Source organism: Pseudomonas sp. m6p (assembly GCF_055760375.1).
This window is the reverse complement of record NZ_CM147084.1, coordinates 930,178-942,787: the sequence shown is the minus strand read 5'-3', so window position 1 is coordinate 942,787 and position 12,610 is coordinate 930,178. Positions and strand designations below refer to the sequence as shown.

At 61.2% G+C, this 12,610-nt stretch carries 11 protein-coding genes; all 11 read right to left on the bottom strand.

Translation table 11 applies throughout. The annotated features are described in order from the left end of the window. Positions 1-24: 24 nt before the first annotated feature. The 11 genes from ACYZUM_RS04410 to ACYZUM_RS04360 all read right to left on the bottom strand — a co-directional run bounded on the left by ACYZUM_RS04410 (position 25) and on the right by ACYZUM_RS04360 (position 12,609). Complete coding sequence (locus tag ACYZUM_RS04410) at positions 25-297, bottom strand: hypothetical protein (protein WP_108182039.1); 273 nt, start codon at positions 295-297, stop codon at positions 25-27. Continuing rightward, positions 294-1,583: a motility associated factor glycosyltransferase family protein gene (locus ACYZUM_RS04405; protein ID WP_108182038.1), complete on the bottom strand. Its 1,290-nt coding sequence runs from the start codon at positions 1,581-1,583 to the stop codon at positions 294-296. The genes ACYZUM_RS04410 and ACYZUM_RS04405 overlap by 4 nt, the downstream gene beginning before the upstream one ends. 86 nt (positions 1,584-1,669) lie before the next feature. Beyond that, positions 1,670-2,596 carry a ketoacyl-ACP synthase III gene (locus ACYZUM_RS04400; RefSeq protein ID WP_108182037.1) on the bottom strand — a complete coding sequence of 309 codons (927 nt, stop codon included), beginning with the start codon at positions 2,594-2,596 and terminating at the stop codon, positions 1,670-1,672. Positions 2,597-2,823: 227 nt separating this feature from the next. Next, positions 2,824-3,876 carry a pseudaminic acid synthase gene (pseI, locus tag ACYZUM_RS04395; RefSeq protein ID WP_108182036.1) on the bottom strand — a complete coding sequence of 351 codons (1,053 nt, stop codon included), beginning with the start codon at positions 3,874-3,876 and terminating at the stop codon, positions 2,824-2,826. Beyond that, entirely contained in the window at positions 3,869-5,374 is a 1,506-nt protein-coding gene (pseG, locus tag ACYZUM_RS04390; RefSeq protein ID WP_108182035.1) for a UDP-2,4-diacetamido-2,4,6-trideoxy-beta-L-altropyranose hydrolase, read from the bottom strand. The genes pseI and pseG overlap by 8 nt, the downstream gene beginning before the upstream one ends. Beyond that, positions 5,371-6,066 carry a pseudaminic acid cytidylyltransferase gene (gene pseF / locus ACYZUM_RS04385; protein WP_108182034.1) on the bottom strand — a complete coding sequence of 232 codons (696 nt, stop codon included), beginning with the start codon at positions 6,064-6,066 and terminating at the stop codon, positions 5,371-5,373. Before pseF ends, pseG begins: the two co-directional genes overlap by 4 nt. Further along, entirely contained in the window at positions 6,063-6,683 is a 621-nt protein-coding gene (locus ACYZUM_RS04380) for a pseudaminic acid biosynthesis-associated methylase (protein ID WP_047292509.1), read from the bottom strand. The genes pseF and ACYZUM_RS04380 overlap by 4 nt, the downstream gene beginning before the upstream one ends. Positions 6,684-6,714: 31 nt before the next feature. Further along, positions 6,715-7,872 (bottom strand): UDP-4-amino-4,6-dideoxy-N-acetyl-beta-L-altrosamine transaminase, encoded by a 1,158-nt coding sequence (gene pseC, locus ACYZUM_RS04375; RefSeq protein WP_108182033.1) that lies wholly within the window; start codon positions 7,870-7,872, stop codon positions 6,715-6,717. Then, positions 7,869-8,870 carry a UDP-N-acetylglucosamine 4,6-dehydratase (inverting) gene (gene pseB, locus ACYZUM_RS04370; RefSeq protein ID WP_108182032.1) on the bottom strand — a complete coding sequence of 334 codons (1,002 nt, stop codon included), beginning with the start codon at positions 8,868-8,870 and terminating at the stop codon, positions 7,869-7,871. Before pseB ends, pseC begins: the two co-directional genes overlap by 4 nt. 30 nt (positions 8,871-8,900) lie before the next feature. Then, the gene (locus ACYZUM_RS04365; RefSeq protein WP_108182031.1) at positions 8,901-11,816 is read right to left on the bottom strand and encodes a TIGR00180 family glycosyltransferase; all 2,916 of its coding nucleotides are present in this window, start codon (positions 11,814-11,816) and stop codon (positions 8,901-8,903) included. Positions 11,817-11,871: 55 nt separating this feature from the next. After that, entirely contained in the window at positions 11,872-12,609 is a 738-nt protein-coding gene (locus ACYZUM_RS04360; RefSeq protein ID WP_047292500.1) for a cephalosporin hydroxylase family protein, read from the bottom strand. Between the last annotated feature and the right edge of the window lies 1 nt (position 12,610).

Here is a 12,610-nt window from a genome sequence, read left to right as displayed (position 1 = left end):
AAAGCCGCGGGCCAGTGCGGTCGGTCAGTTTGACGATCGTGCTTTTTGCAACACTTCGATCAACTCGTACTCCATCCAGTCAGCCAGGCCCAACCAGTCCTGACGCTCCTGACAGTCGAACATCTGCGTGAGTACCAAGGCCCAGTCCTGCTGTACCGTCGCCGGCGCGGACATCAGCAACTGCTGCGCGCCCTCGAACACCTCGACCATATCCAGCGCCGCCTCAACGTCACGCCCCAGACGAAACAACCCGGCGCACTGACGGCACTCGTCGACGCACTGCTCAATCGTCGTCATTGCACAAACTCCTGATTGAACTGTGTCCCGGCGATCAGTGCGCCTGCCCGACTGCTGTTGAAGAACTGCACCTGCGGATGCGCGGCGATATAGCGCTCCAGCACACACAGATAGCCGCGAAAGTTCAGCTGGGTGCTGACCCGCCGGCCATGGCCGTCCTGCACCCAATGCCGCGCCTGATCGACCCCCGGCCCCAGATCACCGTCATTCCAGCCGGCATGGGTCTTGTTCATCGGGAAGGCGAAGTCGGCGCCGAACAGGGTAATGCGCGATGCACCCATCTTTACTGCCAGATCCACCGCCGGATGAATCACGCTGCCACCGACATGCAGTTGTCCGCGCGGGTATTGCTCGCGCAACGCGGCGTAAACCGGGCTAGCCGAGTAACCGCCGTAGCGTTTGCCCTTCCACGCGGTCAACACCGCAGGATCGCTCATGGGCAGATACACCAGCGGGATGCCAGCGGAGTCCTCGAACGGCAGATGCCGGAAGCTGATGCGCTGATCAATGGTGACCACCAGATCCGGGACGATCCCGTGCTCACGCAATGGCCGGTAAGCGGTATCCACACACATCAACAACGGACGTTCAGCCTGCGCGCGCACCGCCGCCAGACGCTGGAAATGTCCTTCGAGCGTCGGCCCGGTGCCAATCACATAGACTTCCCGGCCACTGGCCGTGCCGAACAACTGCGCCACATCATCATCGCCCAGCAACACCGGCAAACAGTCCTGCAGACGCTGCTGAATGAACGGCAAATGTGGATCGAATTCACGATTGTTGAAGCTCAAGTGCACTTCGCTGACCAGCCGATCGCGGATCTTCGCGTTGAAGTCATCGGCCAGCAGCACCTCCGCCGGCAACGCGAAAAACGGTGTGCAGATGTCTGACAGATCACCGGCATAGAACAGCTGCACACGCGGATCTTCCAGCCATTGGCGTTGATCGAGCAGTTGCAGCACCAGGGCGAACAACGCGCCATTGAGTATATGCACGTACAACCGCTCAAGTCCGGCGCGCTCCAGCAGCACCGTTGGCAGATCACCGAGACCCGTGCCATACACATGCAGCTGCGGTTTTTCCGCCAGGCTGGCCGCCTGGATGCGGGCTTCATGGATGCGGTCGTGGCGACTGGTCAGTTGAATGCCATTGACGCTGAGCGTCGAGCCCAAGCCCTGCACCAGCTCGGCCTGAAGAGCTGAACTGTCTTCCGCCATCAGCCGCTCGAACAACGCCGGCCAGCGTTGCTGGATGACCTGGGCGTTGGGTTGGAAAAACTCGCTCATGCCGCCTAGCGCTCCATTCAGGCAAAAAAAATAGCGTTCAAGGGTAACCTTGAACGCTATTTTTGTATCCGCCGTTTTTGACCGACTCAAGGACGATAGATGATCGCCGAGCCCCACGACAGACCGACACCGAAACCGCTCAGGGCAATGCGCTGCCAGTCGGAATCGAGTACGTGTTTTTCCAGCAGCAGCGGGATGCTCGACGACACGGTATTGCCGGTCTCGACCATATCCTTGATGAACTTCTCCGGCTCGCCTTCGAAACGCCGGGCCACCGCATCGACAATCGCCGCACTGCCCTGGTGAATGCAGAAGGCGTCGATGTCGTCAGCCTTGAGGCCGGAGTCGTCGAGCAATTCGTGCAAGTGCGCCGGGACTTTGAGCAGCGCGAAGTTGAACACCTGACGGCCGTTCATGAAGAACACGCCATCGGTGACTTTCAGGTGTGGCGCGCCGGAACCGTCGGTGCCGAACTTGGCCTTGCCCAACGCCCAGGCCGGGTCTTCGCCCATCCAGGTCGCCGTGGCGGCATCGCCGAAGAGCATGGTGGTGTTGCGGTCTTCCGGGTCGACGATTTTCGAATACGGGTCAGCGGTGATCAGCAGGCCGTTCTTCAGGCCGGCGGCTTCCATGAAGCCCTTGATCGCGTAAATGCCGTAGACGTAACCGGAGCAGCCCAGGGAAATGTCGAACGCCGCAACACTTGTCGGCAGACCGAGTTTGTCCTGGACAATCGCAGCGGTGTGCGGCAGACCTTCTTCGTCACCGTTCTGGGTGACGACGATCAACGCGTCGATTGATTCACGTTTCAATTCAGGGTTGCTGGCAAACAGCGCATTGGCCGCTTCCACGCACAGATCGGAGGTTTCCTGTTCAGCATCTTTGCGCGGCAGGAAGGCCGAACCGATTTTGCCAAGGATGAATTCTTCATCCTTCTCGAATTTTGCACCTTGTGCGTAATTGTCCACGCCGGCTACAGGAACGTAGCTCGCAATGCTTTTTATGCCAATCATTACGGCTTCCCAATAAAAAACAGCCCAAAACCACCGCTCGCAAGGATTCGAGGGGCGCCGACAAACAGAAAACGGCCGCCACAACGGGCAGCCACGGGGAGCGCAAAGGGCTATCACTGGAACCGAATACACGGCCAGGCGCCATCTCCCCGGTCAATACAATACAGTGAAGATGCGCGTTATGACTCGCAGGTCACGCTATTTTGCCGAATCGGTGGCAGATCGGGTTATTCGACCAACGACCAGTCCAGCGGCGTGCCGCGTTTGATCGCCTGACGAGCGCGGCGACCGAGGACGGCATCGGTGTGCTTGGGCGGCAGACCGAGACCAGGGCGAATGGCGCGCAGATTGTCCCCGGAAAAGGGCTCACCGGCCGCCATGTCGGCAGTGACGTACAGCGAGCGGCGATAGACCAGCGACTTGCGCTCGGCCTCGGTGACGCCGTAATGCACCTGGCCCATGGCTTGCCAGGCGCGTTCGGTTTCGACCACCAGACTGGCCAGCTCCGCAGGCTCCAGCGAGAAACTGGCGTCGACGCCACCTGCCGAACGGTCGAGGGTAAAGTGCTTTTCCACCACCGTTGCCCCGAGTGCCACGGCGGCCACGGACACACCCACGCCCATGGAGTGATCGGACAGCCCGACTTCACAACCGAACAGTTCACGCAGATGCGGGATCGTGCGCACGTTGCTGTTGAGCGGCGTTGCCGGGTAAGTGCTGGTGCACTTGAGCAGCACCAGATCCTTGCATCCCGCCTCGCGGGCGGCGCGCACGGTTTCGTCGAGCTCGGCGATGCTGGCCATGCCGGTGGAGATGATCAGCGGTTTGCCGGTCGCCGCCACACGACGGATCAACGGCAGGTCGGTGTTTTCGAAACTGGCGATCTTGTATGCCGGCACGTCGAGGCTTTCGAGAAAGTCCACCGCCGTGTCATCGAACGGCGTCGAGAACGCGAGCATGCCCAGTTCTTTGGCCCGAGCGAAAATCGGCGCGTGCCACTCCCACGGGGTGTGGGCCTTCTCATACAGGTCGTACAGCGAAGTACCCGCCCACAGGCTATTCGGGTCTTTGATGAAAAACTCGCCCTCGGCCAGATCCAGGGTCATGGTCTGCGCGGTGTACGTCTGCAGCTTCAAGGCATGCGCCCCAGCCTTGGCGGCGGCTTCGACAATCTGCAGCGCCAGCTCCAGCGACTGGTTATGGTTGCCGCTCATCTCGGCAATGATGAACGGCGGCGCATCGGCACCGATCAGACACTCTCCAATCTTGAAACTACTCATCGCGGTGATCCTTCAAAACCTTAGTGAACGCGCAGGCACTCTGGGTGAATCCGGCGTCACGAAACACATTCAAAGACGGACGATTGCCCGGCAGCACCTGAGCGGTAATGGCGGTCATCTGCGGCCAGTGCTCGCGGACGAACACCTCACCTCGCGCCAGCAGCGCCCTGCCCCAGCCCAGACCAAAACGCCCGCGCAGCAGATACAGCGACACTTCAGCCTCGAATCCACGCAAGTCATAACGCAAGACGCCGACCGGGCCGTCATCGGCCTCGGCAATCAACAGCAGACGCTGCGGGTTGCGCAGGCTCGCCGTCAGCCAGTTCAGGTGCTGCGGCCATTCGATTGCAGCCGTGTCCAGTGACCAGCGCCGCACAGCCTCGGCATTGCGCCCGTCGAACAGCAATTGCGCATCATCGAGGGTCGCCGGGCGCAGCGTGAGCACGGCTCCGGCCAGCGCTGCCGCCACGCGCAACGCACCGCGCCCATCGACCAGTTGCCGTGAACGCTCGGCCAGACTCTGGCGCAGATAGACATTGTCGACGACAAAACCGATGGCGTCGCGCAGTTGTTCGACGCTGACCTGCTCGCGAGCACCCATGAACACATGCGCCCCCGCCGCCGCCATCACTTCGCCGTTGGCCTGCTGATTGTTCGATACCGCGATGCAGAGGGTCGGCAGGCCCAGCGCCGCGCGCTCCCAACTGGTGCCGCCACCGGCGCCGATAAACAGATCGGCCGCGGTCATGCGCTGCTGGAAATCGCTGACGAAACTGTGCAGGCGCCAATGCGGCCGTGTTGCGGCCAGTGCCTGCATTTGCGCCCACGCCGGGTTGTCTGCACCGGAGACGAAATCCACTTCCAGTTCGGTGAAGTCCTTCAGCGCCAACATCGCGTGATGGGTCTGCATCGCCGCATCGAAACCACCGAAATTCACCAGCACCCGCCGCGCCTTGGGCTTGATCGCAATGGCCGGGCAGACGAACTCTTCGCGCAACATGGCGTAGCGCGGGCCGAGCAAGGTACGGCAGCCTTCGGGCAGCAGCGGCGCATAGTTTGCGCTGAGACCGGACAGGTTCTGATTGAGCAGCAGATCAACGCTGTAACGGCGAGTGGCGAGATCGTCTACTGCCGCGATCCGAGGTGCCCAACGGCGCGCTGCGGTTTGCCAGTGATGATCGAGGCCGTAGTGGTCGGCGATGATCCAGTCGAATGCGGCGTGACCTGCCAGCAAGGCGTCCAGCGCCTCGATGTCTGCCTGCCACGGCAGCATCGATTCGATGGCTTGCTGCGGGTCTTCGTCGGGGTAGAAGTCCGGCAAGGCGAAGGTCTCGAAACCTTCGGCAGCCAAGGCATCGAGCCGATGCCCGGGCAACCGCCGACAGGCAAACGCGACATGACTGCCTTGCTTGCGCAGCACCCGCGCCAGCGTCAGGCAACGGGCAATGTGGCCACTGCCGATGGTCGGCGAAGCGTCAGCGCGGATCAGCACTCTCATTGCAGTTCTCCGCCGGCCTTGAGCGCGGCGTAGAGGTATTCGGCGCGTTTCCAGTCTTGCAGCGTGTCGATGTCCTGCACCAGATGTCGCGGCAGAATCACCGGCAGACTCACGGACGAATACAACACTTCACCGCGCAACCACGCTTCGCTGCGGCCCCAGTAGAACTGGCCGGCGTCCTGAAAGGCTTCGGGCAGATCCTGCGAGCGGGTTTGGCGGAATTCCGGGTACAACGCGGTCAATGCGCCCTGCCCGTCCAGCGTCAGCGCCCGCTGCACGGGGAAACCAAAGCTGCACACCGAAAAAGCAAACGACTTCTGCGGATGCTGCTGCAACAACTCGAATCCCTCGCGCAGAAATCGCGCCTGCAACAACGGCGCCGTGGCGTACACGCAGCAGGCGTAATCGAAGGCTGGCAGTTGCTGCAAGGCATGTACGATCACCGCAGCGGTGCCGGTGAAATCATCCGCCAGTTCAGCCGGGCGCAGGAACGGCACTTGCGCACCGTGAGCCAGCGCCAGCTCGGCAATTTCCGCGTCATCGGTACTGACCACCACCTGTTCGAACAGGCCACTGTCAAGCGCCGTTCGGATCGAGCGGACAATCATCGGCACGCCGTCGAACGTCAGCAGATTCTTGCGCGGGATGCGCTTGCTGCCACCACGGGCCGGGATGATTGCGACGCTGTTCAAGGACGTTTTTCCAGCAGGAACCAGGTGATGTCGTCCACCGGGAATTGCGGGTCACGGTGATAACCAAAGCCGTAATCGAGCAATTGCAGATCGGCATAACGATCAAGCATTTCCCCGGCGAAATCGCGCTTGAACAGCTTGCCGCTGTTGCCGCGATAGGACACTTCCACCGGCACCGGGTTGTAGTACTCGGCGATCAGGATGTAGCGCTGGCTCAACGCATACAACTGCGCATAGGCAGTCGGCAGCAGCTCCGGCGCCAGATGGATCAGCACGCCTTTGCTCAGGGTCAGGTCGTAACTGCGCTCGCGCGGAAAGTCGAACAGCGAGCCGTGCCAGATCTGCGCGATGCCCAGTGCCCGCGCCTGCGCGCAGGCGCTTTCATTGATCTCGACGCCGAACAATTCACTGTGCGGCAGCAGTTGACGCAGCGCCTGCAGGTTGTTGCCGGCATTGGTGCCCAGCTCAACCACACTGTCGATGCGCCCGGCGCGGCTCAGGGCCTTGGCGAATAACGCCAGGTTGGCCGCGACCAGCGGCTGACCGACGTTACGATCGACGTACTGGTTGCCGAAATCGCCCTGCCAGAATTTTTCCTGCTCACTCAGATCACGCATTGCACAGTCTCATTCGCCGCCGCAGCGGGGTTTATTCGGTCAGCCGGCGCAATTGCTCGACCACATGATCCTGCTGCTCATCACTGAGCAGCGGATACAGCGGCAGGCTGATCGCCTCGGCGTAATAACGCTCGGCTTCGGGGAAGTCGCCTTCGGCAAAACCCAGGTCGCGATAGTACGGCTGCAAATGCACAGGAATATAGTGCAGGTTCACGCCGATACCGGCGGCACGCAAGCCTTCGAACACCTGACGATGGGTCAGGCCGATGCGTTCGGTCTGCAGGCGCACCACGTACAGGTGCCACGCCGATTCCGCCTCCGGCTGCGCGCTGGGCAAGGTCAGTGGCAGGTAGGCCAGCAACCGGTCGTAACGCGCCGCCAGTTCGCGGCGACGGGCGATAAACCCGTCCAGTTTGGCCAGTTGCGACAGACCCAGCGCCGCTTGCAAATCGGTGATCCGGTAATTGAAGCCCAGCTCGATCTGCTGGTAATACCACGGGCCGTGGCTGGGTTCGCTCATCTGCTGCGGATCGCGGGTCATGCCATGGCTGCGCAAGCGTTGCAGGCGCTCCGCCAGTTGCGGGCGATTGGTCAGGACCATGCCGCCTTCGGCACTGGTGATGATCTTCACCGGGTGGAAACTGAACACGGTCATCGCCGCAAACTCCCCGCAACCCACCGGACGCCCGGCGTAGCTGGCGCCCACCGCGTGCGAGGCGTCTTCGATCACCGTGAAGTTGTAGCGCTCGGCCAGTTCGGCAATCTTGCGCAGGTCGCAGCTCTGCCCAGAGAACGCCACCGCCACCAACACTTTCGGCAGTGTGCCGTCCTGCTCGGCCTGATCGAGCTTCGCGGCGAGAGCATAAGCATCGAGGTTCCAGGTCAGCGGATCGATGTCGACGAAATCCACCTCGGCGCCGCAATAGCGCCCGCAGTTGGCTGAGGCCAGAAAAGTGTTCGGCGAGGTCCACAAACGGTCGCCCGGGCCCAGGCCGGCAGCGAGGCAAGCGATGTGCAGCGCCGCCGTGGCGTTGCACACCGCCACGGCGAAGTCGGCCTGGCAGCGTGCAGCCATTGCCTGCTCGAAACGCTCGATGGTCGGGCCCTGAGTCAACCAGTCCGATTGCAAAACCTCGACCACTGCATCGATGTCCGCCTGATCAACGCTCTGCCGACCGTAGGGAATCATGCCGACAACTTCGCGTGCAGCTCGGCGATCTGCCCGACCGTGAGGTAGTGCGGATTGGTGTCGGAGCGGTATTCGAAATCTTCACTCACCGGCCGGCCATGTTCGCCAAGCTTGTCGATGGAGAAATCGACATCGACGCTGGTAAAGCGGATGGAAGGCTGGATGGTGTAGTGATCCTCGAATTCCAGGGTCATCCGCGCATCGTCCAGCGGCACCATCAGTTCATGCAGTTTTTCCCCGGGACGAATACCGACGTTCTTGTGCGGCAGATGCTCGGCCATGCCTCGCGCCAGATCGACGATGCGGATCGACGGGATCTTCGGCACGAACACTTCGCCGCCGTGCATCCGCGCAAAGCTATCGAGGACAAACTGCACGCCGTGATCGAGGGTGATCCAGAAGCGCGTCATACGCTCGTCGGTGATCGGCAGCTCCTGCGCACCGTCGGCAATCAGCTTGCTGAAGAACGGCACCACCGAACCCCGCGAGCCCGCCACGTTGCCGTAGCGCACCACGGCAAAACGCGTTTGTTGTTCGCCGGCAATGTTGTTGGCGGCGACGAACAACTTGTCCGAGAGCAGCTTGGTCGCGCCGTACAGGTTGATCGGGCTGGCGGCCTTGTCGGTGGACAGCGCGACGACTTTCTTCACGCCATTGTCGATGGCGGCGGCGATGATGTTCTCCGCACCATTGACGTTGGTGCGGATGCACTCGGTCGGGTTGTACTCCGCCGCCGGCACCTGCTTGAGCGCCGCCGCGTGCACCACGTAGTCGATGCCGCGCATGGCCTGCCGCAGACGGTCGGCGTCGCGTACGTCACCGAGAAAGTAGCGCATGCACGGCGCGTTGAACGTCTGCTGCATTTCGTACTGCTTGAGCTCATCGCGGGAGAACACCACCACGCGCTTGGGCTGGTATTGCTCAAGCAGACGGGCGATGAATTTGCGCCCGAACGAGCCGGTGCCGCCAGAGATGAAGATCGATTTACCGTTGAACATGTGCTGATTCCTGTTGCTTGTCCGACGGACTCAAGCGAGTAACTGCGACCAGTCCAGCGACGCACTGTCGTTCAGACCATACCCTTTGCCGCTCAGGCTCAGGTTGGCGTTGTACGCCTGATCCTGAGCGAACGCGGCGGCCCATTTTTCCTGTAGCGCGGCCAGTGCCCGGGGTGCCTGGGCAATCGCGCCTTGATGCAGGACCTGCACCGATGGCGTCCATACCGTGAGGTAACCGGCCTGAGCGGCTTTCAGACACAGATCGACATCGTTGAAAGCGTCGCCGAATGTGCTGTCGTCCAGACCACCCAGCGCTTCAAACAGTTCTTTGCGCACCATCAGGCACACGTTCGATACCGCCGAGCAGTTCTGCTCCACCGACAACCGGTACAGATAGCCGTCGGCATCATGTTTCTCACCGACGAACGCCGAACCCACCCCGCCATTCATACCGAGGATCAGCCCGGCCTGGCTGAGTTTGCCGTCGCGATCGACCAGCTTCGGCCCAACCACGCCGATTTCCGGACGCAGGGCATGGTTGAGCAGCGAGTCCAGCCAGTTCGGGTTGACCACTTCCGCGTCGGCCGCGAGCAATACCAGATACTCGCCCTGCGCCTGGCGGCTGGCAGCGTTGAGCAATGCCGGTACGCTCAGCGATTGCTCGGCACGCAGCACCTGGACTTTCGGATGCTGGTAAGTACCCAGCCAGTCGTTGACCTGGGCTGACTGCGTGGCCGTGGTGGCGATCAGGATCTCGTAATGGTAATAACGGGTGCGCAGCTGCACCCCTTCGAGACAGCGTTGCAAGGCTGGCAGGTCATCGCCGGCCGGAATCACGATCGATACCAGGGGACGATCACTGTGGTGGTAATCGATCTGATAAATGCCCGGCACCGCCGAGGTGACCTTGGCCTTGTAACCGCGATTGCCCAGGTGGCGCAACAGCGCCAGACGCTCATGCGCGTTTTCTTCCAGCGACGCGGCTTCGGTGATCAGCAGCGGTTCGTCGAGGTGGGCCAGGCTGTTCAAACCGTGCTCTTCGATGATGCGCAGCAGCACGTCAAATTCCAGCGCCTTGTTGAAATCGGCGCGGTAGCCACCCACCTCGACCAACGTGTCACGGCGCACCAGCCAGTGCCGTGCCATCAGCCCCGGCAGGCTCAAGAGCAGATCGAGGTTGAAGCCGGGACGGAACACATCCACCAGCGCGCCCTTCTCCCCGCGCTGGATCTCGTCGGTGGAAACGGCACGGCAATCGCCCGCGGACATCAACTCCAGACTGGCGCGCAACAAACCACTGGCGGTGAACTCATCGCCCGCCTCAGCCAGCAGCACCCAGTCGCACGGCGACTGACTGGCACTCTGATTGAGTTTGTCGACCAGGTTGGCCGGCGTAACCCGGACAAAGTGCAAAGTGTTCTGCGCCGTGGTAGCCGCCGGTGCTTCGCCGGTGGTGAACACGACAATTCTGAAAGCCTTGCATTGACCTTCAAGCAAACTGTCGAGGCTGACCTGCAACTTGTCGATGTCGTTGTCCAGATCCAGCAGGAAAATGCCGAACTGCGGGCCACCGCCGTTGACCGACAGGTGCTCGGCAATCGATGCCAACTGAGCGCCATCGGCCTGACGCGAATCCAGCCACTTGAGCAGTCGACCCGACTGCGTCTGGTCGAATACCTGATGATGGTCTTCCACCGTCAACGCATCGAGACGAGCATTCCAGTCGCGCATGTTCTGCGCTTCTTCGTCCTCGCCGGCCAGTTCCAGCTGTTGCGCCAGACGCTTGACCACGGTGCGGTTGAACGCATTCAGGTCGTGCGCCTGCCACAAACGATCCAGAACACTTTCCGGGGTATCGTTGTTGCGCGCCTGCAGCAAGTGCGCCTGACGGGTCCACACACCCTCCAGGTCCCGCAGTTGAATGCGCCCGGCGGGCATGGCGTGCAGCATGAATTCGAACTGTTCGAGACGATCGAAAAATGGCTGGTTGTAGAACGGCATCTCGACGTACTGCAAAGGCCCGAACCGCCGGTCAGGCCTCTTGAGCGACTGATTCCAGGTGGACTGGATAATCAGCTCCGCCGTGAGTGCCCTGCCGCTTTGCAGACTGTCAACCATCGCCTCGAAGCTCTGCAGGGCAAACGCCTTCCCCTCTTGCGCATCAAGATCCTTGATGCCGGTGGGCAGTGAGGCAAGGAACTCGGCAAAGGCTTCACGCTCGGCGACCGATTTGGCATCAACATAGGTCAGCGAGTGATACACCTCGGTGCTGTGCTCGGAATTGCCATAGTTGATCTCGCGCACCACATAGGGCATCGGCAGAATCCGCGCCTTGGCACTCGCCAGCAGGAAGTACACGTGGCCGATTTCCTGCCACTGGAAATTGGTCCCCGCCGGCAATGCCGAGTGCCAGGTTTTCATCAGATCAGTACGGGTCACCGCATAAAACGGCGGGATGTACTGACTCATGTAGTCGATAACCCGATCCTGAGCCCGCTCGGACGCATAGTCTTCCTGGACTTTCTTGTCGCGGCGGTAATAGCTCACTCCACCCGACAGCGTCAGGTACATCAGGCAATAGCCGTGGCACATGCCATAGTCCGGATTCGCCTGAAGGAAACCGACGGACTCGGCCAGCGAATCATGCAGGATGAAATCGTCGTCAGCCGCCAGCACCATGTACGGCGTGGTCAGTCGCTCTACACCGTACGCCAGTTTGGCCTGCATACCCCAGTAGGCGAACTGCGGCACGTGATGGTAATCGACGGCGGAAAAATCCCCTTCCGGCCGCTCGGGTGTGGAATCCAGCACCATGATCCGGCAGGGCAAGCTGCTGTAATACTTCACCGCCCGACGCAGGAACGCCGGCCGATTATGAGTAATCAGCACCACGGTCAACAGCTCGTTGAGCGGTAGCGTCAGTTCAGAACTGTACTTGCCTTGCATAACTTCTCTCCACAACCGGCGACTCGCCGAGATAACGCTTTGGTGATGGTGCGAATTAACGAACGCGACGCAGATAGCCGTCCGGCGCCACGGTGATCAGCAGCTTGTTCTGCAACTGCTGGTCGATCTCGAAGTCCTGATTCTCTTCCAGGTACTTCCACACCGCGGTTTTCGGGTTGTCGCCCGGGCCCCATGGGCGATCCGGGAAGAAATCGGCCGGCATGTCTTCAACCACGGTGTCCATCACCACGCAGTAGCTGTCGACCGACACCAGCGGCGCATACAGGCGCAGCTCTTCGAGCACGTGGTCGTGGGTGTGGTTGGAGTCGAGCACCAGAATGACCTTCTTGCCTTTGGCCGCAGCCTGCACCTGAGCGGCGATGGCCGGGTCGATGCTCGAACCTTCGATCATCTTGATGCGCTTGGCCATCGGGTGGCTTTCGATCGCTTCACGGTTGTGCGGGCGGATGTCGAGGTCGATGCCCAGCACTTCGCCGTGACCTTGCAGTTCCAGCAGAGAGGCGTAATAGATGATCGAACCGCCGTGGGCGATGCCGCACTCGATGACCAGATCCGGCTTGACCTGCCAGATGATCTCCTGCATTGCCATCATGTCCTGCGGCAGCTGGATGATCGGGCGGCCCATCCACGAGAAGTGATAGCTGTACTTGTGTTTGGCCGATTCGTTGAAGAAATCACGGGCCAGGCCAGTCAGTTTCTGGTCGTCACCCTGCTGGGCGATCTGTTCCCGGCACTCGGCTTCGAAGGCTTTGTTGATGCTGTTGTCGGTCATT